This window comes from Amycolatopsis viridis (genome assembly GCF_011758765.1).
Taxonomy (GTDB): domain Bacteria; phylum Actinomycetota; class Actinomycetes; order Mycobacteriales; family Pseudonocardiaceae; genus Amycolatopsis_E; species Amycolatopsis_E viridis.
The window spans coordinates 1008073-1029599 of sequence record NZ_JAANOU010000001.1 but is presented as its reverse complement, the minus strand read 5'-3'; the positions used below and the strand labels follow the sequence as shown (position 1 = coordinate 1029599).

The following is a 21527-nucleotide window of genomic DNA, read 5'->3' as shown; positions in this document are numbered from 1 at the left end:
ACACCCAGACCGCGAGACATATTGGTCAGCGGACGCTTAGCAATTGCCCAGGCGGTCGCTCTGATGACCGTGGTGCTGCCGGTGTTCTGGTCCATGGGCCAGCTGACGACGTGGTGGTCGCCCCCGGTGGACGCCGTGGTCTTCGCCGTCATGCTGGCCCTCGGCCTGCCCCGCGCGATCCAGGCCGTGCCCCGCGATCACCTGCCGGTCGCGGCGGCCGGCGCGCTCGCCGGCGTCGTCATCGCCACCGGCTGCGGCATGCTCCTGTCCGGCACCACCGCCCAGGTGCTGCTCGGCGCGGCGGCATTCGCGGTCACCGCCTCGGCCGCGGTGTGGTTGCGCCGGTTCGGCGCCGCGTGGCGCACCGCGAGCATCACCGCCGGTGTGCCGTTCACCGCGGTCCTGGTCCACCCGCTCCCCCTGGACCGGACCTGGCCGGTCCTGGGCTGGATGTCCGTGGGCGGGGTGGTGGCGGTGTGCTGGACGCTCGCACTCACCTCCCCCGCCGCGACCAAGGCACCGGCGCGGCGTTCCCGGCAGCGCCTCGCACCGAGCACGCGGCAGGCCGTGCAGCTGCTCGGGGCGCTGGCCGGGGCGTTCGTGGCCGGGGAACTCCTCGATCCGGACCACCTGGTGTGGCCGGTCCTGACCGTACTGCTGGTGAGCAGCGGCAACCGCGGCCGCGCCGACGTGCTGCGGAAAGGGGCGCAGCGGATGGCCGGTGCGCTCGGCGGCACGGCACTGGCGACCTGGGCGACGAGCAGCCTCGCCCCCGGCGACAACCTCGCCGTCGTCGCCGTCTTCGGGCTACTCGCGCTCGCCGCCGGGCTGCGCCCGTTCGGTTACGTGTTCTGGGCCGGGGGTGTCACCGGCGCGCTGGCGTTCCTCTACGGCTTCTTCGGGCAGGGTGGGACCGAGGTGCTGGCGCACCGGTTGATCGGCATCGCCGCCGGCAGCGTGCTGGCGGTCCTCGCCGCCTGGTACGTGCTGCCCATCCGGGCCCGCGGCCGGTCCACCGGGGACAACACCACCCGCGATGCGCGCGCGGACCGCACCGACTCCGCCGCCTGAGCGGCAAACCGGAATCCACAGTGGAACGTGGCAGGCCACCCCGCACCGGGCGGGGGCTGCCCGCCACCGTGGCCGGCGCCACCCCGCCGCTGGTCATGGCAAAATCGGCCGGGTGCAGATCGGGATGCTCGGGCCGTTCGAGGTCCGCACGGACGACGGCGCCGTCGCGGACGTGCCGGGCGCCCGGTTGCGCGCGCTGCTGATCGCCCTCGCGCTGGAGGCGGGCCGGGTGGTCCCGAAGGCAGCGCTCGTCGACTGGATCTGGGGTGAACACCCGCCGGCCGAAGCGGCGAACGCCTTGCAGCGCCTGGTTTCCCGGCTGCGGAAGATCCTGCCGCAGGGGACCGTCGAGGGGCTGACGGACGGCTACCGGTTGCGGGTGGAACCCGGCGCGGTGGACGCGGTGCGGTTCGAGCGCCTGCTCGGCGAGGCTCGCGGCGCGGAGGAGCCGCGGCGGTTGCGGCTGCTGCGCGAGGCCCTCGGGTTGTGGCGCGGCGCGGCGATGCAGGACGTCGGTCTGACCGACAGCGGGGCGTTCGACGCGGCGGCCACCCGGCTCGACGGGCTGCGGCTGACCGCCATGGAGGACCGGTTCGACGCCGAGATCAGCCTCGGTCACGGCGCGGAACTGGTGTCCGAACTGACCGACCTCGTGGCCGCCCATCCCCTGCGGGAGCGGCTCGTCGCCGCCCTGATGCGCGCGCTGGTCGCCACCGGCCGGGACACCGAGGCGTTGCTGCTGTTCGAGCGCACCCGTGAGGCGCTGGCCGACACGCTCGGCGTCGACCCCGCCCCGGAACTGTCCGAACTGCACGTCGCCCTGCTGCGGGGTGAGCTGGGACGGCGGGAGGAGACCCGCAAGACCAACCTGCGGGCGGAGCTGACCAGTTACGTCGGCAAGGACGACGACGTCGCCGCGGTCCGCGAACTGGTGAGCGAGCACCGGCTCACCACCTTGATCGGCCCCGGCGGTTCCGGCAAGACCAGGCTGGCCACCGAAACCGCGCGCGCCGTGCTCGGCGACGTGCCGGACGGCGCCTGGTTCGTCGAGCTCGCACCACTGGGCACCGACGGTGACGTGGCACAGGCCGTGCTCGCCGCCCTGGGCCTGCGGGACGCGCTGCTCGCCGACGCGCCGGAGGCCGAGCCGATCGACCGCGTCGTCGCCGCCGTCCGGGACCGGGCGATGCTGCTGATCCTGGACAACTGCGAGCACGTCGTCGAGTCCGCGGCGAAGTTCGCCGACCGGGTCCTCGGCGAGTGCCGGCACCTGCGTGTCCTCACCACGAGCCGGGAGCCGCTCGGCATCACCGGGGAGGCGCTGTGGCCGGTCGCGCCGCTGAGCCTGCCTGCCGAGGACGCCGGCCCGGCCGAGATCGCATCGTCGTCCGCGGTGCGGCTGCTGCGGGACCGGGCCGCCGCGGTGCGCCAGGACCTCACCACCGACGCCGCCGCGTTGCCGGCCATGGCCCGCGTCTGCCGGGCGCTGGACGGGATGCCGCTGGCGATCGAACTCGCCGCGGCGCGGTTGCGCACCATGTCCCTCGAACAGCTCGCCAACCGGCTCGACGACCGGTTCCGCTTGCTGACCGGTGGCAGCCGCACCGCGCTGCCGCGTCACCGCACGCTGCGCGCCGTGATCGACTGGAGCTGGGACCTGCTCAGCGACGCCGAACGCGTGGTGCTGCGCAGGCTGTCGGTGTTCGCCGGTGGCGCGAGCCTGGAGGCGGCCGAACGGGTCTGCTCGGGTGACGGGGTGCCGGAGTGGCAGGTGCTCGAACTGCTCACCGCACTGTCGGAGAAGTCGCTGGTGGTCACCGCCGGGGACCGGGCGCCGCGGTACCGGATGCTCGGCACCATCAAGGAGTACGCCGCCGACCGGCTCGCCGAGGCGGGCGAGGCGGAACTCGCCCGCCGTGCGCACCTGGCCTACTTCACCGAACTCGCCGAAACCGCGGAACCGCATCTCCGCCGTGCCGAGCAGCTGGAGTGGCTGGCCGTGCTCGAAGCCGAGCACGACAACCTGACCGCCGCGATGCGCGGTGCGCTCGCGGCCGGGGAGGCGGCCGGGGCGATGCGCCTCGCCGCCGCCAGCGGCTGGTACTGGTGGCTCGGCGGGCACAAGGCGGAGGGCCACGAGCTGCTCGTCGCGGCGGCCGCCCTGCCCGGCCCGGTGCCCGACGAGTTCTCCGGCGTGGTGCTGGTGTTCGTGGCGGCCTTCCTGACCGCCGGGCAGCAGGCCGACCAGTACCGGGCGGACCAGTGGATCCGCCGCGGCTACGAAATCAGCAAGCGGGTGACCGACCCGCACCCCGCGCTGCGGTTCGCCGGCGCGCTGGAACGGCTGGTGCAGGCACCGGAGGAGTTCGGGCCGGCGTTCGAACCGCTCCTCGCCGACGACGACCCCTGGGTCCGCGCGCTCGCCCGGCTGCAACTCGGGAAGATGCGGATCGTGCTCGGCCAGGACAGCCCGGATGTGGACACGCACCTGGAGACGGCGCTCGCCGAGTTCCGCGCGCTCGGCGAGCGGTGGGGGATCTCGTTCGCCCTGACGGAGCTGGCGAACCGGATGGCCACGCGCGGTGAATTCCACGACGCGATCGAGCACTTCGAACAGGCGGTCGCGGTGGTCACCGAAGCCGGTGCCGTCGAGGACGTCGTGCAGATGCGGTCGCGGCAGGCCCAGCTGTACTGGCTGGCGGGCGACGCGGCCGCCAGCGCGGCCGCGATGGCCGAGGCGCAGCGGTCCGCCGACCGGGTCGCCTGGCCGAGCATGCTGGCCGATCTGGCCCTGAGCAAGGCGGAGCTCGCGCGCTGGCGCGGCGAGACCGACCAGGCCCGGCGTCAACTCGAGCAGGCGATCACGCTGCTGGGCGAGGACGCGGAGCGGCCGAACGTCCGCGCGATGCGGCACCTCATGCTCGGCTATCTCGCCGGCGATCCGGGCGCGGCCCGCGAACACCATGCCGCGGCCCTGCGGGCAGCCACCGAATCGGGGCACCCGCTCCTGATCGCGGCCGCCCTGGTCGGCCTCGCCGACCTGGCCCTGCACGCCGGCCAGTACGAGCAGGCGGCGCGGCTGCTCGCGGCGAGCACCGCGATCCGCGGCACGCCGGACCGGTCGCAGCCGGACGCGACCCGGATCGAGCAGGCAGCGCGCGACCGCCTCGGTGCGGAGAAGTACACCGAGGCGGCCGCCGAGGGGGCACGGGCGAGCTGGCGCGAACTGGCCGAGGTCACGCTCGCTTGCTGAACTTCGCGCGCGCCCACACGTAGCCGGCGATCGCGATCCCCGCGCACCAGGCCACGGCGGCGATCACGCTGCCGGCCGACGGGGCGCCGGTGAACAGCCCGCGCACGGTTTCGATGATCGGCGTGAACGGCTGGTACTCCGCGAACTCCCGGATCCCCGGGCCCATCTTCTCCGCCGGCACGATCGCGCTGCTCAGGAACGGCAACATGATCAGCGGAACCGTGGCGAACCCGGCCGACTCCGGTGTCTTCGCGGCGAGTCCGAGCGCGACGGTGAGCCAGCTGACCGCGAACACCGTCAGCACCAGGATGCCGGCGACGCCGAGCCACTGCGGGAAGGTCGCGGCCGGGCTGAACCCGAGCAGCAGACCCACGCCGAGGACGACCGCGAGGGCCAGCAGGGTGCGCACCATCGTCGCCACGACATGAGCGGTCAGGACCGCGCCCCGGGAGACGTCCATGACCTTGAAGCGGTTGATGATGCCCTTCGCCATGTCCGAGCTGACGGCGGCCGAGGTGGCGCTCAGACCGTAGCTGACCGTCATCATGAGCATGCCGGGCACCGCGTAGTCGATGTAGTCGACACCGACGTCGAAGGCGTCGCCGAACACGTACACGAAGATCAGCATCATGATGAGCGGCATCAGGATCGAGTTGAACAACGCGACCGGGTTCCGCAGGGTGTGCTTGAAGTTGCGCCGCAGCATGATCGCGGCGTCGGTCAGGGGTGCGGCTGCAGTGGTGGTGCTCATCGGGCGTCGGCCTCCGTGTGCGAGTGTCCGGTCAGGGCGAGGAAAACGTCGTCGAGGTCCGGCGTGTGCACGGAGAACTCCTCGACCTCGATCGCGTAGTCGTCGAGGCGGTCCAGCACCGTCCGCAGCGACTTCACGCCACCGTCGCTGGGCAACCGCAGGGTCAGGTTCTCCTCGTCCGGCGTGCCGTCCGGCAGCACCCGGGTGGCCGCGGCGAGCCGCTCGGCGTCGGGGAAGCGGAACCGCACGTGACCGCCGGGGATCATCCGCTTCAGCTCGCCGGGGGTGCCCTCGGCCACCAGCTTGCCCCGGTCCAGCACCGCGATCCGGTCGGCGAGCTGGTCGGCCTCCTCGAGGTACTGGGTGGTGAGGAAGATGGTGATGCCCTCGGCCACCAGGTCCCGCACGATCGTCCACATCGTCCGGCGGCTGCGCGGGTCCAGCCCGGTGGTCGGCTCGTCCAGGAAGATGATGCGGGGCCGCCCGACCAGGGTCATCGCCAGGTCCAGCTTCCGCCGCATGCCCCCGGAGTAGGTGGCCGCGGTCTTGCGCGCCGACTCGGTCAGGTCGAACCGGTGCAGCAGATCCTCGACGACCCGCTTGCTCTCCCGGGTGCCCAGGTGCCGCAGATCGGCCATCAGCTGGAGGTTCTCCTCGCCGGTCAGCAGCTCGTCCACGGCCGCGAACTGGCCGGTGACCCCGATCGCCGAGCGCACCGCCTTGGTTTCGGTGGCGACGTCGTGCCCGGCGACGCGGACGGTGCCGCTGTCGGCCTTCAGCAGTGTGGTGAGGACGTTGACGGTGGTGGTCTTGCCGGCCCCGTTCGGGCCGAGCAGGGAGAACACGGTGCCCGTGCGCACGTCCAGGTCGACGCCGTCGAGCACGACTTTGTCCTGGTAGGCCTTCCGTAGCCCGGAGGCCGTGATCGCGGAGTTCGTCATGGCGACCACTGTCGACGGTCGCTCTGACACTGCCCTGACACGGCTCTGACACGCCCGGGAGCCGGTGTCCCGCCGGGTCAGGCGCGGTGGCGGTGACGTGTCAGCGCCGGGCGATCGTGATCAGGTCCCCGGCGGACGGGGACACCGCAACGAGCCCGGGGAGGCACACCGTGCAGAAGTTCGAGACCCCCGCCCCGATTTCCGCGACCGTCGACATCGTGTTCGGCGACATCGGTTCGTCGCCGGTGACCGCGCCGACACCACGGTCGAGGTGCTGGTGGAGCTGCAGCATCCGCATCGGCGAGCTCGGCGGCCCGGCCGCCCCGTCCGCCGCCACCGGCACCGTCCAGGTCGGGATTCCCAGTGGTCTCGCGGTCGCGCTGGACGCGCACACCTCGGCCGGCCGGGTGCGCAACGAGTTCGCGGGAGCCGGACCGGCCGGCCGGCCCGTCCCGGTGCGCCTGCGCAGCCACGGCGGCGACATCGTCGTCCGGCACGCCTCACCGGTGCGGCCGGGTCCGGCCGGAACGCTAGCCGGCGGCGGTCACCCGGGGACCTCGCGCCGCGAGCCCGATCACCAGGGACAGGGCGGCGAGTCCGGCGGTCGCCCACAGCAGGGTGACGATGCCCGCGGTCTCGATCACCACCCCGCCGAGGAACGCCCCGGCGGCGATGGCGGCGGTGAAGAAGCCGACGTAGATCCCGGTGACGTGCTCCACCCGGTCCGGTGCCGCCTGCGTCATCCAGAGCTGGCCACCCACCGACAGCCCGCCGTAGGCGATCCCCCACAACGCGATCGCCAGCCCCGCCGCCAGCGCACCGCTGCCGAACAACGCCAGTGCGGCGATCGCGGCGGCGATCCCGGCGGCCAGCGCGAGCACCGTGGCCTTGGCCCGACGGGCGGCGGCGGCGCCCGCGAGGAAGTTCCCGGCCAGCCCGAACACGCCGTAGATCAGCAACAGCAGGGCCACGGCATCCGGCGCGAGCCGCGGCAGCTGCTCCAGGGCGGGACGGACGTAGGTGTAGGCGGCGAAGTGGGCGGTGACCAGGAAGACCACGACGAGCAAACCGATCACCACCGCCGGGCGCACCAGCGAGCGGCGCGGCGCTTCGTCGCCTGCCTCGGTGGTCTGTGGCCGGCGCAGCCGGGGCAACGCGGCCAGCAGTCCGGCCGCGAGCACGACCCCGAGACCGGCGAGCGCGGCGAAGGCCGTGCGCCAGCCGAAGGCGTTGCCGATCAGGGTTCCCAGCGGGACACCGAACACCGAGGCGGAGGCGACTCCGGACACGGCGATGGACACCGCCAGGGCAGCACTCCGCGGAGCCACCAGGCGGGCGGCGACCGCGGCCGCGAGTCCCCACACCGTGCCCATGCCGAGACCGAGCACGGTCCGGGACGCCACCAGCATCCCGAAACCGGTGGAGACCGCGGTGAGCACGTTCCCCACCGTCAGGGCCAGCACCGCGACCGCCAGCACGTGGCGGCGGTCCGCGTTCCCCAGCAGCCGCGGCACCACCGGCGCGGTCACCGCGGCGACCAGCCCGGTGATCGTCAGGCTCGACCCGGCCACCCCGGACGAGATGCCCAGCCCGTCGGCCATCGGAGTGAGCACCCCGACCGGCAGCATTTCCGAGGTCACCACCAGGAAGGTGCTCAACGTCACCATCGCCACCGCGACCCACTGGCCGGGGCTGGTGCGCTCCGCGGGCTCCGTGCGCGCGGGCGTGGTGGGGAAGGGATCAGCAGCGGGCATGCCGCCAGTCCACCCGAGCTCCACGCGGGGAACAACGCCGATCTCCTCACCGATCGATGAGCTAGACTCATCGATGTGCGGGTCCCGACGATGAACCAGGTCCATCTCCAGCAGATCGAGTGCCTGCTGACCCTGGCCGACGAGCTGCACTTCGGGCGCACCGCCGAACGCCTGGGCTACTCGCAATCCCGGGCCAGCCAGCTCATCGCCTCCCTGGAACACCGCGTCGGTGCCCGCCTGGTGCAGCGCACCAGCCGCCGGGTCGCGCTGACCCGGCTCGGTGAGCAGTTCGTCCGGGAGGTCCGGCCCGCCTACCAGAACCTCGCCACGGCCTTCGCCCACGCCCGGGAGCGCGCCATGCGCGGCGCGCTGGAGGAGCTGCGGATCGGGTTCACCGGTATGGTCTACGAAGAGATCACCCGCACCTTCCGCGCGCTGTACGAGCAGCACGGGGTCACCGTGCACACCCACGACCTGCCCCTGGGCTCGCCCTTCACCGCCCTCACCGCGGGCGAGCTGGACGCGGCGATCATCGAGCTGCCGGTGCACGAACCCGACCTGACCGTCGGCTTCCGCTTCCCGGCCCAGGACCAGTTCCTCGTCCTCGCTCGCGGCCACCCGCTCACCGAACGGGAGAACCTCACCGCGGAGGAACTGGCCGAGATCGACCTGCTCCACCGCGAGGGCGATGCGCCGGACTACTGGAAAACCGCCCGCACCCCGCTGACCACGCCATCCGGGACGCCGATCCTGTCCACCACCGGGATCACCACCATCCAGCAGGGACTCGCCCTCGCCGCGACCGGGCGGCACGGCATGCTGGTCTGCCGGCCCCTCATCGAGCACAGCAGCCGCGGTGACCTCGACGTCATCCCCGTCCGAGGACTCGAAGCCACCAGCCAGCTCGGCCTCGTCTGGCGCACCGAGCACACCAGCCCGCAGCTGACCGCCCTGGCCCATCTCCTGGACGAAGCCGTGCACCACTGAGCCGCTGTGGCGCGAACCGGTTACCGGGGAACGGTTTTCCCGGCCGCCCGTGCCCCGGCGATGCGGTCCTCCGCGAGCTGCATCGCGACCGACACGGTGTCCTGCCCGCGCCGGCCGGCCGTCCGGAGGAGGTTCTCGGTGGTGTCGCCGATGGCCTCCACCCGGTGCAGCAAATCGGAATCGTCACCGCGGACCTCCGCGGCGCAGGCGATGAGACCGCCGGCGTTGGCGACGAAGTCCGGGACGTGCACGATGTCCCGCGCGCGCAACGTGGCGGCGAGCGCCGGATCGGCGAGCACGTTGTTCGCCGCGCCGATGACGTAGCGCGCGGTGAGCGTCTTCGCCAGCTCCGCATCGACCACACCGCCCGCGGCGCACGGGCACAGCACGTCGACATCGGCGAGCAGGATGTCCGACGGCGGGACCACGACCGCACCGGTCCGGGCCCGCACCTCCCGCGCCCGGCGATCGTCGATGTCCGCGACGACGAGCTTCGCGCCCTCGTCCGCGAGCAGGTCGGCGATCTGCCTGCCGACGTGCCCGAGGCCCTGGATGCCGACCCGCAACCCGCTCAGGCCGCGGCCTTCGGTCGCCTGCACCGCACCCCGGATGGCCGCGACGACGCCACGCGCGGTGAAGTCCGACGGGTCACGGCGGCTGCTCGACACCGTCGACACGACGGTTCCGACGAGACGCAGGTCCGCGACGGTCGTTCCCATGTCGACCGCGGGGATGTAGCGGCCGCCCAGAGACTGGATGTGCCGGGCGTGCGCGAGCAGCAACTCGTTCCGGTCCGGCGCGGCCGGATCGGCGTTGATCACGCTCTTGCCACCACCGAGGTCGAGACCCGCCAGCGCGGACTTGTACGTCATCGCCTCGGCGAGCCGCTTCGCGTCCGCGGCGGCGGCCGCCTGGTCGGGGTAGCGCCGCATGCGGATGCCGCCCAGGGACGGCCCGAGTGTGGTGTCGTGGATGGCGATCACCGAGGACAGCCCGCTGTGGTCGTCCGAGCAGTGCAGGATCTGCTCGAATTCGGCATCGTCGGGCACGGCGTCTCCGAGGCTGATCGGCATGAGATTTCCTTTCAGGTGAACCGGAACAGCGCTCATCGGACGAGCGCGAGTGACGGCTGGGTGAGCAACTGCGCGATGTGCGCGAGTACCGCGCTGCCCAGCTGCCCGTCGACGAGCCGGTGGTCGAAGGACAGCGACAGCGTGCAGACGCTGCGGAGCTCGATCGCGCCCCGGTGTTCCCACGGCCTGCGCACGATCTGGCCGACGCAGAGGATGCCGGCCTCGCCGGGGTTCAGGATCGGGGTGCCGCCGTCGACGCCGAAGACCCCGATGTTGGTGATGGTGAACGTGCCGCCGGTCATCGCCTCCGGCGGCGTCTTCCCGTCCCGCGCCTGGACGATCAGCTCGTCGAGGGCGTCGCAGAGCTCGCGCGTGCCGAGCTGCTGCGCCGACTTGATGGTGGGCACGAGCAGGCCGCGCGGGGCGGCCACCGCGATCCCGAGGTTCACATCGCGGTACTGCACGATTTCGCCCGCGCCGCCGTCCCACTTCGCGTTGATGGCGGGGTGCGCGCGCAGCGCGGACAGCACCGCCCGCACGATCAGCACGAGCGGGGTGAGCCGGGCTCCGCGGAACGCGGGGTCGGCGCGGAGCTGGTCCAGCAGCGCCAGCGACTCGGTGACGTCGGCGGTCACCCACTCCGTGACGTGCGGGGCGGTGAAGGCCGAGGAGACCATCGCCTCCGCCGTCGCCTTGCGCACCCCCCTGACCGGGATCCGGGTCTCCGCCGGTTCGCCGCTGCCCGCCGTCCGCTCCGCGGCGGCCCGCACGTCGGATCGGGTGATCCGTTCCCACGGTCCCGTCGGACGCACCGCGGTCAGGTCGACACCGAGTTCGCGGGCGAGCAGGCGGACCGGTGGGGTGGCGTGCGGCTTGCCGGGAGCTGTCTGCTGCGGCGGGTTCGGGACGGGCCGGTAGCCGGGTTTGCGGGCGCGGCGCGCCACCTTCCGGCGGCTCGGCCCGTAACCCACCAGCACCGGCCGCCGTTCTTCCTCCGGCTCGGGCGCCGGCTCGGGCTCCGGCTCGGCCGGGCGGGCACCGGCCGCACCGAAGCTGACGATGACGGAACCGACCTCGACGGTGTCCCCCTCGGCCGCGTGCAGGTCGCTGATCACCCCGGCGTACGGCGACGGCAGTTCGACGAGGGACTTCGCGGTTTCGACCTCGACCAGGATGTCGTTCACCTCCACCGCGTCGCCGGGCCGGACGCGCCAGGCGACGATCTCGGCTTCGGTGAGTCCTTCGCCCACGTCGGGCAGGGTGAACTGGTGTGCTTCGGCCATCTGGGTCCTTCGGGAAGACTGGCGCGGGCGGTCAGTACTGGTAGGTGCCGTCGACCGCATCCAGCACGCGGTCGAGGTCGGGCAGGTAGTGCTCTTCGGTCCGGGCCGGTGGGTACGGGGTGTTCCAGCCACCGACCCGCTGCACCGGGGCTTCGAGCAGGTGGAAGCACCGTTCGGTGATCTCCGCGGCGATCTCGGCGCCGAGCCCGCAGAACGTGGGCGCCTCGTGCACGACCACCACACGGCCGGTCTTGCGCACGGAGGCGGTGAGCGTGCCGAAGTCCAGCGGCGACAGCGAACGCAGGTCGATCACCTCCAGCGACCGGCCCTCGGATTCGGCGACGGTCGCCGCGTCCAGTGCGACGCGGACCGCCGGGCCGTACGCGATCACCGTGACGTCCGCACCGGCCCGCGCGATGCGCGCCTGATCGAGGGCGGGCGCATCGGCCGGCACCGGGCCCGGTTCGACGGGCGCCTTGTCCCAGTACCGGCGTTTCGGTTCGTAGAAGATCACCGGGTCGTCGCAGGCGATGGCTTGCTGGATCATCCAGTGCGCGTCGGCGGGGCTGGCGCACGCGACGACCCGGAGGCCGGCGGTGTGGCAGAAATAGGCTTCGTTGGACTCGCTGTGGTGCTCGACCGCACCGATCCCGCCACCGCACGGGATCCGGATCGTCACCGGGATGCGGAGCCGTCCCCCGGAGCGGGCACGCAGCTTGGCCAGCTGCGAGACGATCTGGTCGAACGCCGGGTAGACGAAGCCGTCGAACTGGATCTCGCAGACCGGCCGGTACCCGCGCAGCGCCAGGCCGATCGCGGTGCCGACGATGCCGGATTCGGCGAGCAGCGAATCGATCACCCGGTGGTCGCCGAACTCGGCGCGCAAGCCATCGGTCACGCGGAACACCCCGCCGAGCGCGCCGATGTCCTCGCCGACGAGGATCACCGACTCGTCGTCGGCCATGGCCTGCCGGAGACCGGCGTTGAGCGCGGCTCCCAGCGTGAGTTCCCCGGCGGGCACTTCTGCTGTCGTGCTCATGCGAAGGACTCCCGCCACGCGGTGTACCGCTCACGTTCCGCACGCAGCGCCGCGGTCTCCTCGACCAGGGTGTGGCGGAAGGTGTCCTCCAGCGGCGGCGGCGCCAGGGCCCGGCAGGCGGCACGAGTCGCTTCGGACAGCGCCGTTGCCTCCTCCTTCAGCGCGGTGTGGAACTCCTCGCCGGCCCAGCCGCGGGCGTCGAGCAGCCGCCGCACGCGCGTGACCGGGTCCCGCTCCTCCCAGCGCCGCACCTCCTCGGCGTCCCGGTACCGGGTGGGATCGTCCGAAGTGGAGTGCCCCGCCATCCGGTAGGTGATCGCCTCGATGAACTCGGGCGGCCCGCCGGCGCGAACCCGTGCGGCCGCCGCCGCGGTCGCCGCGTGCACGGCGAGCACGTCGTTGCCGTCGACGACCGTGGCGGTCAGGCCGAAACCGGCCGCCCGCACGTGCAACGGGGTCCGGCTCTGCGCGGCGGACGGGGTCGAGATCGCCCACTGGTTGTTCTGGCAGAAGAACACCAGCGGCGCGCCGGTCACCGCCGCCCAGTTCAGGGCCTCGTTCGCGTCGCCCTGGCTCGCCGCACCGTCACCGAAGTAGCACAGCACGATCTCGTCCACGCCGGGCTCCCGGCGCCGGTCGGCGGCCACGCCCAGTGCGTAGCCGGTGGCGTGCAGCAGCTGGGTGGACAAGACCAGCGAATAGAGGTGGAAGCGGTACCCGCTGGGGTCCCAGCCCCCGTGGGCGGTGCCGCGCCACTGCGTCAGCAGTTCCGCGGGTTCCAGGCCGCGGCACAACGCGGCCGCGTGTTCCCGGTAGGACGGGAACACGTGATCGCTCGCGCGGACGGCCCGGATGCTGCCGACCTGGGCCGCCTCCTGCCCGCGGCAGGACAACCACAACCCGAGCTCGCCCTGGCGCTGGAGGTTGAACGCATCCTGGTCGAACTGGCGCGCGAGCACCATGTCGCGGTACAGGCCCCGGGTGAGCTCGGCGGTGATGCCGGCGTCCGCGGCACCTGCCAGCAGCTCGCCGTCCTCGCCGAGCAGGCGCATCGGCGGCTCGGGCGCGACACCGAGGTCGGCCGGTGTCTTCGGTACGTCGGTCAAGTCCGTCATGACGGCCCTTCTGTGCGGATGGGGTTGCCGTGGCTAGGAGTGCGTGCGCGTCGCCGATCGCGGAACACGGTGGGTCAGGCGGGCACCGGTGCGCACACCCGACACCGCGCTGGTGACGACCTCGGCGATCCCGTGTGGACGGAGCATCGCGACGAAGGCCGCGCACTGGTCGGGTGCCGCGGTCAAGTGCAGGACCACCGCCGCGGCGCTGAGTTCGAGGGTCTCGGCGTGGAACCACCGGGCCAGCTCCCCGACCTGACCGAGGTCGGCGGTGTCCGGCCGCAGCTTGACGTAGACCGACTGCCTGCGGTGCGCGCCGGGTTCGAGCGTCACGACCCGGAGCACGGCCACGAGCCGGTTCAGCCGCTTCGTGAGCAGTTCCAGCCGGTCCTGGGACGGGACCCGCACCGCCAGCTGGATCCACCACAGGTCCGAATCCGGCGGATGGCTGAACTGCATGCCGACGATGTCCACATCGGAGGGCAGCAGCAGACCGGCGACCCGTGCGGGCACGTCGCACCCCGGTCCTGCGACGACGGCAAGCAGATGCTCTTGCACCACGATCACCTCCGGTATTCACGGACATCGTCGGGGTGGCGTGTGGCGCGGCGCAACGTCCACGCACACAACGCGCACCAAAAAGCGGGTAAGTAGCTGCGATCGGCGGTACCAGCTCGCAGAATGTTGCGCTGTAGAGCAATAAGCTGCATCCTTACGACATGCTCGACGAGATCGACCGGGAGATCCTCCAGCTCCTGCGCCAGGACGGCCGCCGGACCGTCCGGGACATCGCCGGCCAGATCGGGCTGACCGTCGCGCCGACCAAAAGGCGCATCGATCGTCTCGAGGAAACCGGTGTGATCAACGGTTACACCGCCCGCATCGACACGACCAAAGTGGACGGTGAGCTGGAGGCCGTGGTCGAGCTCCGGGTGGTCGGCAACCTGGAGCTCGACACGATCCTGTCCTTCGCCGAGAACATCCCGGAAGTCACCGAGGTCCTGACCCTGGCCGGCGATCCGGACGCCCTGGTCCGCGTGCACGCCACGAACACCGACGACCTGCAGCGCGTGGTCAACCTGTTGCGCACCAACGGCCAGGTCACCGGAACGAAGACACTGGTGGTGCTCGGTTCCTGGTCCCGGCTGACCTAGAAGATCGCGGCGAGGTCCTGCTGGGCGATGTCGGACGGAGCGAGGCCGTGCTGTTCCACCGCGCCGGCACGCATGACCGCGACGGAGTCGGCCACCGCGAGCGCCTGGTGAACGTTCTGCTCCACCAGCACGATGATGCGGTCCTCGCGGCGCAGCGAGGCGACCGTGGTCAGCACGACGTCCGCCAGCTTCGGCGACAGACCGACCGACGGTTCGTCCAGCAGGAGGACCTTCGGGTTGGCCAGGAAGGCCCGGGCGATCGCGACCTGTTGTTGCTGGCCGCCGGAGAGCGAGCCCGCGCGTGAGTGCCATTGTTCGTCCAGGACCGGGAAGAGTTCGCGGGCGTCGTCGAGCCGGGCGCGCTCGGTGTCGGTGGTGCTGCGGCCGAGCCGCCGGGCGTTCCACATGCCGAGCTTGATGTTCTCCGCGACGCTCAGGTCGGCGAAGACACCACGGCCCTGCGGAACCAGGACGACACCGGACCGGGCCACCTCCACCGGGGAGCGCCGGGCGATGTCGGCGCCGTCGAGGGCGATGCTGCCCCCCGCCGGGCGGAGAAGTCCCGCGATGGTGCGCAACAACGTCGATTTGCCGGCGCCGTTGTGCCCCAGGATCAAGCTGATCTCGCCGGGCGGCAGGGCGGCGCTCAAGGCGTCGACCACGGTGCGGTGCCCGAGGCGGACGGTCAGCGAGTCGATGGTGAGCATCAGACCTCCTGGTCTCGCTTGCCGAAGTAGAGCGCCCGCACCACCTCGTCGGAGAACACCTCGTCCGCCGTGCCGGTGGCGAGTTCCCGTCCCCGGTCGAGGAACACGACCACATCGGCCAGGTCCCGGACCAGCTGGAGGTTGTGTTCGATCAACAGGATGATCAGGCCGCGTTCCTTGGCCTCGGTCACCACTTCGCAGAACAGGTCGTACTCCCGCGGGGCGAGTCCGGCGGCCTGCTCGTCGAGCAGCCACGCCCGGCCGTTCATGGCCAGCATGCGGGCGATCGACACCGCCTTCTGCTGCCCGTAGCTGAGGTTGGCGGCGAGGTCGCGCCGGGCCCCGGACAACCCGAGGCGGTCCAGGATCTGCGTGGCGCGCACTCGCGTGTGGTGGGAGCGGGTGAAAACGGTCCGCTCGGCCGCGAACACCGTCTGCTCCTGCACCGAGACGCCCCCGAAGAGCCGCAATTCCTGGAACGAGCGCACGATGCCCATCCGCGCGCGCCGGCGGGCCGAACGCCGGAGCAGTTCGGCGTCGTCCAGGCGGATGCTCCCGCTCTCCGGTTCGATGAGGCCCGAGATGACGTTGAACAACGTCGTCTTGCCGGCTCCGTTCGGACCGATCAGAGCGGTGACGGCTCCCGGTTCGGCGGTCAGCGAGACACCGTCCAGCGCAACCAGCCCGCCGAACGCCACGCGGACATCGTTCACCTGCAGGGTCATGACGTCACCTTCCCGCCACTCGCCGGCCCCGAGGGCTCCGGGCGCATTTCCTTGAGCCGCCGCACCATCCGGCCGCGCAGGGCGCTGCCGGCGGAGAAATAGCCGCGCAGCACGACCACGGCGATGATCAGCGCTCCGTAGACCAATTGCTGGAGCGGCCCGACGACCGTGGACGGCAGGTCGAGCAGGCTGATCAGCGGGATGGCGGCGACGATGATCGCGCCGCCGATGATCGGGCCGATGGACAGGCCGATGCCACCGACGACCACGATCGCGACCAGTTCGATCGACAGCGAGTAGCCGAACGTCGGCGCGTTCACGAAGCCGGTGTAGAAGGCGTAGAGCACGCCGCCGAGCGCGGACACGCCGGCCCCCAGGACGATCGCGGCGTACTTGCCGACGACCGGGCTGCGCCCCAGCGTCTCCGTCGCGACCGGGTCTTCGCGGATCGCGAAGAACAACCGGCCGGCCGCGCCCCGGCGCAGCACCGCGGTCAGGGCGACGACGAGGATCGCGATCGTCCACACCAGCGCCGATCCCGCGCCGTGTGTCCCCAGCTCGATCCCGAACACCTGGGGGTAGGGCACACCGGATATCCCGTCGGCCCCTTTCGTCACCGAGTACCAGCTCGCGAAGACGGTCGAGATGATGATCTGGAAGGCCAGCGAGGCGACGATGAAGTATTCGTCGCTCACCCGCAATCCGGTGGACGCCAGTGCGATCGCGGCGACCATCGCCAGCCCGGTGCCCACGAGCGCGCAGACGAGGAAGGAGCCGTCCACGCGCGGCCCGAGCAGCGCGGTCGTGTACGCGCCGATGCCGACGAAGACCGCCTGGGCGGCCGAGAAGACGCCCGCGTAGCCGAGCGTGATGTTCAGGCCGGCCCCGGCGATGGCGAAGATCCCCGTGAGGGTTCCCACGGTCGTCAGGTACTCGATCACTTCGACGCACTCCTCGTCCCGGCCGGACGCCGCGTGCGGAGCGTGGCGAGGCCACGGGGACTGACGAGGATCAGCAGCAGGAAGACCCCGAACACCACGCCGTCCTGCCAGGTCGCCGGGAGCTTCCACACCGCGACGCCCTGGATGACCCCGAAGAGCAGCGCGGCACCCGCGGCGCCCGCGATGCTCCCGACGCCGCCGAGGATGACGGTCGAGAACGCGATCAGCAACGGCGTGTCCCCGACCGTCGGGTAGGCACCGAGGGTGTACGCGACGAATATCCCGGCCGGCACCGCGAGCAGCGCAGCCATGGCGAACGCGACGCGTTCCGCGCGCCGGCGCGGCGTCCCCCACACGTCTGCCATGTCGCGGTTGCACGCCACGGCCCGCATCAGCGAACCGGTCATGGTTTTCGCCAGGAACAACCGCGTCGCGGCGTAACAGGCGATCGCGACCCCGAACGCCAGGAGGTTGATCTTCAGCAGGTGCAGCCAACCGATGTCCATTGTGGAGTTGAGCGAGGTGCGCGGGTGGGACGCGGTGGCCGAGAAGATCAGGGTCAGGACCGAACTGCCGACGATCCACAACCCGAACGAAACCAGGAACAGCGGGAACAACGTCGTCTGCCGGTGGCCGATCGGCCGGTACAGGAACTCGTAACTGGCCATGGTGAACGCCAGCGACACGGCGGTCGTGGCGAGCACCGCGATCAGGATGTTCGTCGATGCCAGTGCGGAAAAGGTCAGGGCGCACAGGCTGAGGTTCGCGCCGTGCGCGATGTGCAGAATGCCGGTGACGCTGAGAATGGTGGACATGCCGATCGCGATCAGGACGTAGATCCCGCCCAGGAACAACCCGCCGACCGCCAGTTGAACTAGCTCGTGCATCTCGGGACGACCTCCGGTGTCGGTCAGCCGGCCGCGGGAACGGTGGCCACCGTGGTGAACGCCCCGTCCTTGACCTGGTTGATGGCGATGGGCGACTTGAGGGTGTGATCGGGCAGGAGCTCGAGGGTCCCGCCGACGGCGTCGATGCGGCCCTGGCTGCCGAACTTGTCGTTGAGGTTCGCGCCGGTGACGTCCTTACCCTCGGCCACCAGCCGCTTCGCGGCCTGCGCCCACATCAGGACGCCGTTGCAGTAGTCCGCCTCGCCCACGATCGCGCCTTCGCCGGGTTTCGCGCCGGTCAGCCGCAGGAACCCGGTCGTGGTCGGGTCCTTGGCCGAGAAGTCCACCGCCTGCAGGGTGAACAGCGACCCCTCGGCCTCCTTGAGCTTGAGGACCGCCGGGGTCGGGAACGGTGAGGCGCCGACGATCTGGGCGGTCACGCCCGCACTCCGCAACTGCTGGATGAGCACCGCCTGCGGGTCGCCGGAGTGCACCAGGAAGATGACATCGGGGTCCTGCGCCTTGACCTTGTCGACCTGCGCGGAGAACGAGGCCAGTTGCACGGCCACCGGCAGCGTGTCGAGCGTGCGGCCGTCGCCTTCCCACGCCTGGCGGACCAGGCCCACGGCGTCCTTGCCCACCACGTCGTCCTGGTAGATCAGCATCGCCTTCTTGCGGTCCGGCATGCGTTCCTTCACGTAGGGCACGCTGGCCGACAGTTCGGAGCTGAGGAACGGAACGGTGTTCCACACCCACGGCTGGTTCGCCAGGGAAGGGCTGAGCGAACCGCCGTTCAACACGGGCACGCGGGTGCGCTGGGCGAGCGGGGCGAGCGCGGTGGTGATCGAGCTGTACGCGCTGAACACGGTCGTGGCGTGGTCGACCGTGGTGAGCTGGGTGAACGCCGCGATCCCCTTCGAGGTCTCGCCGGCGCCGGTGTCCACGTACTTCACGGTGACCGGCTTGGGCAGGTCGTGCCGCTCGTTGACCAGGTTCACGCAGCCGTCGATCCCGCGCTGGTAGGCCGTTCCGAACGAGGCGGCCGCCCCGCTCAGCGGCAGCGCGGCGCCGAGCACGTAGCCGTCGCCGGATGATCCGGAGTCCGCGGATCCGCAGGCCGCCACACCTCCTGGACCGAGCAGTGCGAGAAGTACGAGCACGAGGCTGCTTCGTTTCTTCATGATCCGCTACACCCTTCTCTCATGAGTCGCTGAATCCGGGGTAGCCCGGCAGCCATTCGCGGAGCACGCCGACCCCACGGCTGGGCCGGTCGTCCTTGACCTGCATTGCGTTGTGCCGTGTGGCGTCTTCAGGGGTATCTGCTGCGATGGAAGCGGCAACGAAGTGAACGATCGCTTTGTTTGACGATAGAAGGGGCTCGCGACCCGTGTCAAGGACGAAAGAGGTCGGCCGCGGCTCCAGGATACCACTAAAACTGAGCGATCGATTGCTATGTGTGCGGCGCCGGAGTAGCTTCATGGGCGGTGGCGGCCGCACCGTCCTCCGCGCGGCGGCAAGTCCGCGCGCGCCTGCTCCGCACCATCACCGGCCTCGTCGGCCACGCGCGTCAACCATCCACACCAGACACGCCGGGACTCGTGAATCGGCTACCAGGGAGGGTAAATGGACGAGAAGCACGTTCCGACCTACGCGGAACTACGAAAGCGCACCGACGCGCCGGCGGGTTCGGCCTGGGGCGTCTTCGGACCCGACGACGAGCTGGGCACCCTGAACCACCTCACCCCCGAGCGGGTCCGGGCGGCGGCCGCGGCGGTGCGCACCGGGGAGGTCGTCAACCTGAACCTGCCGCTCGAGGCGTTCGACCCGCCGATGAGCCCGTACCGCAAGAGCCTCCAGCACAACATGTACGCGAACTACGGGTACCACCGCGACGAGTACCTGGACAGCTTCTACCCGCAGGCGAGCACCCAGATCGACGGGTTCCGGCACATCGGCCACCCGGTGTTCGGCTTCTACAACGGCGCCGATCCGGAACGCTTCCAGCCGGGCGACCCGTTCCTCGGGATCAACCGCTTCACCGAACGCGGCATCGTCGGCCGCGGCGTACTGGTCGATGTGGACCGCTACCGCCGGGCGCAGGGCCGCCCCATCGACCACGCCGGGGCCGAAGGCATCCCGATCGGCGACGTCGCCGACGCGGCAGCGGACCAGGGCGTCGAATTCCGGCCCGGCGACATCCTGCTCATCCGGACCGGCTGGGTGCACCGCCACCTCCACGAACTGACTCCGCAGCAGCGCCACGACGAAAAGAGCCCGATCCACGTATCGGGGCTGCTGGCGAGCGAGGAAACCGTGGAATGGCTCTGGGACCACCAGTTCGCCATGATCGCCGTGGACAACTTCGGCGTGGAGGCGTATCCGGCGCCGGACGACTCACCGTTCATCACGGAAGCCGAACGCCGCGGTGAGGTGCCGCGCGCCTACGCCGGCGTCATGCACAACGTCCTGATCGCACTGCTCGGGTTCCCGCTCGGTGAGCTGTGGGACCTGGACGGCCTCGCGGAGCGCTGCGCCCGCGACGGCCGCTGGGACTGCCTCATCGTGTCCACACCGCTGAACCTGACCGGCGGGACCGGGTCACCCGCGAACGCCGTCGCGGTGCGGTGACCGGGATGGACATCCTCGACGACGCCCGTGGCATGCAGGACGACCTGGCCCACCTCCGGAGCCTGCTGCACTCCGAACCCGAGGTGGGTCTCGACCTGCCGCGAACCCAGGAGCGCGTGTTGCGGGAGCTCGATCCCCTGGGGCTGGAGATCACCACCGGGAAGACGACCTCTTCGGTGGTCGGCGTGCTGCGCGGCGGCGCACGGGACGAGCAGGACCCGCACGCGGTCGTCCTGCGCGCGGACATGGACGCGCTGCCCGTCCGCGAGCGCACCGGTCTCGCCTTCGCGGCCACCAACGGTGCGATGCACGCCTGCGGGCACGACCTGCACACCACGTCCCTGATCGGCGCCGCGCGGCTGCTGCACCAGCACCGCGACCGGATCGCCGGGGACGTGGTGTTCATGTTCCAGCCGGGCGAAGAGGGCTACGACGGCGCGGGCATCATGGTGAACGACGGGGTGCTGGACGCGGCCGGCTACCGGGCCGACGCCGCCTTCGCCCTGCACGTGTTCTCGGCCGGGATTCCCCGCGGCGTGCTCAGCAGCCGCACCGGACCGGTCATGTCGGCCTCCCACCGGCTACGGGTGCGGGTGAACGGCGCCGGAGGCCACGGATCGATGCCGCACCGCGCGAAGGACCCGGTGATCGCGGCCGCGGAAATGGTCACGGCGCTGCAAGCCATGGTGACGCGGCGCTTCGACATCTTCGACCCGGTGGTGGTGACGGTCGGATACCTCGCGGCCGGTACGAAACACAACGTCATTCCCGACGACGCCACCTTCGAAGCGACCGTCCGGACCTTCTCCGGCCACACGTCCGGCGTGATCCTGTCGCGTCTGGAAGAGACCCTGCACGGCGTCGCGGCGGCGCACGGGGTCGGTGCGGACATCGTCTTCGAGGAGGAAACCCTGCTCACGATCAACACGGAGCGGGAGGTCCGGCTGGCGGCCGAGGTCGCGCAGTCCCTGCTCGGCGAGGACCGGTACCGGCCACTGGCCAATCCCATCGCCGCGTCCGAGGACTTCTCGCGCGTGCTGGCGAAAGTTCCGGGCGCGTTCCTCGCCCTGGGTGCCACGCCGCCCGGCCTGGACCCGGAATCCGCGCCGAACAACCACAGCCCGCACGCCGACTTCGATCCCGGCGTCCTGCCCGGTGCCGCCGCGGTCTACGCGGAACTGGCGATCCAGCAGCTGGCCCGCGCGGCCTGATCCGCCC

At 71.4% G+C, this 21527-nt stretch carries 20 protein-coding genes; 6 read left to right on the top strand and 14 right to left on the bottom strand.

Annotated features, from left to right (window positions below):
* Positions 1 to 63: 63 nt before the first annotated feature.
* Both FHX46_RS05195 and FHX46_RS05190 read left to right on the top strand, forming a co-directional pair.
* The gene (locus FHX46_RS05195; protein ID WP_167111140.1) at positions 64 to 1071 is read left to right on the top strand and encodes an FUSC family protein; all 1008 of its coding nucleotides are present in this window, start codon (positions 64 to 66) and stop codon (positions 1069 to 1071) included.
* Between the two features lie 112 nt (positions 1072 to 1183).
* Positions 1184 to 4324: a BTAD domain-containing putative transcriptional regulator gene (locus tag FHX46_RS05190; protein WP_167111138.1), complete on the top strand. Its 3141-nt coding sequence runs from the start codon at positions 1184 to 1186 to the stop codon at positions 4322 to 4324.
* Here FHX46_RS05190 and FHX46_RS05185 read toward each other — a convergent pair.
* From FHX46_RS05185 to FHX46_RS05170, 4 genes are all read right to left on the bottom strand, one after another.
* A complete protein-coding gene (locus FHX46_RS05185) occupies positions 4308 to 5075 on the bottom strand; it encodes an ABC transporter permease (protein ID WP_167111137.1) in 768 nt (255 codons plus the stop codon). The two genes, FHX46_RS05190 and FHX46_RS05185, sit on opposite strands and share 17 nt — an antisense overlap.
* Positions 5072 to 6016 (bottom strand): ATP-binding cassette domain-containing protein, encoded by a 945-nt coding sequence (locus tag FHX46_RS05180; RefSeq protein ID WP_167111135.1) that lies wholly within the window; start codon positions 6014 to 6016, stop codon positions 5072 to 5074. The genes FHX46_RS05185 and FHX46_RS05180 overlap by 4 nt, the downstream gene beginning before the upstream one ends.
* A gap of 100 nt (positions 6017 to 6116) precedes the next feature.
* A complete protein-coding gene (locus FHX46_RS05175) occupies positions 6117 to 6500 on the bottom strand; it encodes a hypothetical protein (RefSeq protein ID WP_167111133.1) in 384 nt (127 codons plus the stop codon).
* Positions 6501 to 6546: 46 nt separating this feature from the next.
* The gene (locus FHX46_RS05170) at positions 6547 to 7770 is read right to left on the bottom strand and encodes an MFS transporter (RefSeq protein ID WP_243871226.1); all 1224 of its coding nucleotides are present in this window, start codon (positions 7768 to 7770) and stop codon (positions 6547 to 6549) included.
* 75 nt (positions 7771 to 7845) lie between these two features.
* On the opposite strand from FHX46_RS05170, the gene FHX46_RS05165 reads away from it, so the two are divergent.
* Positions 7846 to 8757: a LysR family transcriptional regulator gene (locus tag FHX46_RS05165; RefSeq protein WP_313886030.1), complete on the top strand. Its 912-nt coding sequence runs from the start codon at positions 7846 to 7848 to the stop codon at positions 8755 to 8757.
* 20 nt (positions 8758 to 8777) lie between these two features.
* On the opposite strand, the gene FHX46_RS05160 is transcribed toward FHX46_RS05165, so the two are convergent.
* The 5 genes from FHX46_RS05160 to ilvN are packed head-to-tail and all read right to left on the bottom strand — an operon-like array spanning position 8778 to position 13825.
* Entirely contained in the window at positions 8778 to 9830 is a 1053-nt protein-coding gene (locus FHX46_RS05160) for a Glu/Leu/Phe/Val family dehydrogenase (protein ID WP_167111131.1), read from the bottom strand.
* Positions 9831 to 9862: 32 nt separating this feature from the next.
* Positions 9863 to 11113 carry a dihydrolipoamide acetyltransferase family protein gene (locus tag FHX46_RS05155; RefSeq protein ID WP_167111129.1) on the bottom strand — a complete coding sequence of 417 codons (1251 nt, stop codon included), beginning with the start codon at positions 11111 to 11113 and terminating at the stop codon, positions 9863 to 9865.
* A 31-nt stretch (positions 11114 to 11144) separates the two neighbouring features.
* Complete coding sequence (locus FHX46_RS05150) at positions 11145 to 12152, bottom strand: alpha-ketoacid dehydrogenase subunit beta (RefSeq protein ID WP_167111128.1); 1008 nt, start codon at positions 12150 to 12152, stop codon at positions 11145 to 11147.
* The gene (locus tag FHX46_RS05145) at positions 12149 to 13267 is read right to left on the bottom strand and encodes a thiamine pyrophosphate-dependent enzyme (RefSeq protein ID WP_167111126.1); all 1119 of its coding nucleotides are present in this window, start codon (positions 13265 to 13267) and stop codon (positions 12149 to 12151) included. Before FHX46_RS05145 ends, FHX46_RS05150 begins: the two co-directional genes overlap by 4 nt.
* 33 nt (positions 13268 to 13300) lie before the next feature.
* On the bottom strand, positions 13301 to 13825 hold the full coding sequence (gene ilvN, locus FHX46_RS05140; RefSeq protein WP_167111124.1) for an acetolactate synthase small subunit: 525 nt from the start codon (positions 13823 to 13825) through the stop codon (positions 13301 to 13303).
* Between the two features lie 161 nt (positions 13826 to 13986).
* On the opposite strand from ilvN, the gene FHX46_RS05135 reads away from it, so the two are divergent.
* The gene (locus tag FHX46_RS05135; RefSeq protein ID WP_167111122.1) at positions 13987 to 14421 is read left to right on the top strand and encodes an Lrp/AsnC family transcriptional regulator; all 435 of its coding nucleotides are present in this window, start codon (positions 13987 to 13989) and stop codon (positions 14419 to 14421) included.
* Here the strand turns inward: FHX46_RS05135 and FHX46_RS05130 are convergent.
* Genes FHX46_RS05130 through FHX46_RS05110 form a run of 5 tightly spaced genes read right to left on the bottom strand, consistent with a single transcriptional unit; the run spans position 14418 to position 18862 of the window.
* On the bottom strand, positions 14418 to 15128 hold the full coding sequence (locus FHX46_RS05130; RefSeq protein ID WP_167111120.1) for an ABC transporter ATP-binding protein: 711 nt from the start codon (positions 15126 to 15128) through the stop codon (positions 14418 to 14420). The two genes, FHX46_RS05135 and FHX46_RS05130, sit on opposite strands and share 4 nt — an antisense overlap.
* Positions 15128 to 15853 carry an ABC transporter ATP-binding protein gene (locus FHX46_RS05125; protein WP_167111118.1) on the bottom strand — a complete coding sequence of 242 codons (726 nt, stop codon included), beginning with the start codon at positions 15851 to 15853 and terminating at the stop codon, positions 15128 to 15130. The genes FHX46_RS05130 and FHX46_RS05125 overlap by 1 nt, the downstream gene beginning before the upstream one ends.
* Positions 15850 to 16794, bottom strand: coding sequence for a branched-chain amino acid ABC transporter permease (locus FHX46_RS05120; protein ID WP_167111116.1), 945 nt, complete (start codon positions 16792 to 16794; stop codon positions 15850 to 15852). Before FHX46_RS05120 ends, FHX46_RS05125 begins: the two co-directional genes overlap by 4 nt.
* Positions 16791 to 17681, bottom strand: a complete 891-nt coding sequence (locus FHX46_RS05115; protein ID WP_167111114.1) for a branched-chain amino acid ABC transporter permease — start codon at positions 17679 to 17681, stop codon at positions 16791 to 16793. The genes FHX46_RS05120 and FHX46_RS05115 overlap by 4 nt, the downstream gene beginning before the upstream one ends.
* A gap of 23 nt (positions 17682 to 17704) precedes the next feature.
* Positions 17705 to 18862, bottom strand: coding sequence for an ABC transporter substrate-binding protein (locus FHX46_RS05110; protein WP_167111112.1), 1158 nt, complete (start codon positions 18860 to 18862; stop codon positions 17705 to 17707).
* A 442-nt stretch (positions 18863 to 19304) separates the two neighbouring features.
* On the opposite strand from FHX46_RS05110, the gene FHX46_RS05105 reads away from it, so the two are divergent.
* Positions 19305 to 20309 (top strand): cyclase family protein, encoded by a 1005-nt coding sequence (locus FHX46_RS05105; RefSeq protein ID WP_167111110.1) that lies wholly within the window; start codon positions 19305 to 19307, stop codon positions 20307 to 20309.
* 5 nt (positions 20310 to 20314) lie between these two features.
* A complete protein-coding gene (locus FHX46_RS05100; protein WP_167111108.1) occupies positions 20315 to 21520 on the top strand; it encodes a M20 metallopeptidase family protein in 1206 nt (401 codons plus the stop codon).
* The last annotated feature ends 7 nt before the right edge of the window (positions 21521 to 21527 follow it).

Excerpts from the sequence above, each read along its gene's own strand:
- FHX46_RS05195 (WP_167111140.1), top strand. The coding sequence starts at position 64 with ATGACCGTGGTGCTGCCGGTGTTCTGGTCCATGGGCCAGCTGACGACG.
- FHX46_RS05185 (WP_167111137.1), bottom strand. The coding sequence starts at position 5,075 with ATGAGCACCACCACTGCAGCCGCACCCCTGACCGACGCCGCGATCATG.
- FHX46_RS05180 (WP_167111135.1), bottom strand. The coding sequence starts at position 6,016 with ATGACGAACTCCGCGATCACGGCCTCCGGGCTACGGAAGGCCTACCAG.
- FHX46_RS05175 (WP_167111133.1), bottom strand. The coding sequence starts at position 6,500 with ATGTCGCCGCCGTGGCTGCGCAGGCGCACCGGGACGGGCCGGCCGGCC.
- FHX46_RS05170 (WP_243871226.1), bottom strand. The coding sequence starts at position 7,770 with ATGCCCGCTGCTGATCCCTTCCCCACCACGCCCGCGCGCACGGAGCCC.
- FHX46_RS05160 (WP_167111131.1), bottom strand. The coding sequence starts at position 9,830 with ATGCCGATCAGCCTCGGAGACGCCGTGCCCGACGATGCCGAATTCGAG.
- FHX46_RS05155 (WP_167111129.1), bottom strand. The coding sequence starts at position 11,113 with ATGGCCGAAGCACACCAGTTCACCCTGCCCGACGTGGGCGAAGGACTC.
- FHX46_RS05150 (WP_167111128.1), bottom strand. The coding sequence starts at position 12,152 with ATGAGCACGACAGCAGAAGTGCCCGCCGGGGAACTCACGCTGGGAGCC.
- FHX46_RS05145 (WP_167111126.1), bottom strand. The coding sequence starts at position 13,267 with ATGACGGACTTGACCGACGTACCGAAGACACCGGCCGACCTCGGTGTC.
- FHX46_RS05135 (WP_167111122.1), top strand. The coding sequence starts at position 13,987 with ATGCTCGACGAGATCGACCGGGAGATCCTCCAGCTCCTGCGCCAGGAC.
- FHX46_RS05130 (WP_167111120.1), bottom strand. The coding sequence starts at position 15,128 with ATGCTCACCATCGACTCGCTGACCGTCCGCCTCGGGCACCGCACCGTG.
- FHX46_RS05125 (WP_167111118.1), bottom strand. The coding sequence starts at position 15,853 with ATGACCCTGCAGGTGAACGATGTCCGCGTGGCGTTCGGCGGGCTGGTT.
- FHX46_RS05115 (WP_167111114.1), bottom strand. The coding sequence starts at position 17,681 with ATGCACGAGCTAGTTCAACTGGCGGTCGGCGGGTTGTTCCTGGGCGGG.
- FHX46_RS05110 (WP_167111112.1), bottom strand. The coding sequence starts at position 18,862 with ATGAAGAAACGAAGCAGCCTCGTGCTCGTACTTCTCGCACTGCTCGGT.
- FHX46_RS05105 (WP_167111110.1), top strand. The coding sequence starts at position 19,305 with ATGGACGAGAAGCACGTTCCGACCTACGCGGAACTACGAAAGCGCACC.
- FHX46_RS05100 (WP_167111108.1), top strand. The coding sequence starts at position 20,315 with ATGGACATCCTCGACGACGCCCGTGGCATGCAGGACGACCTGGCCCAC.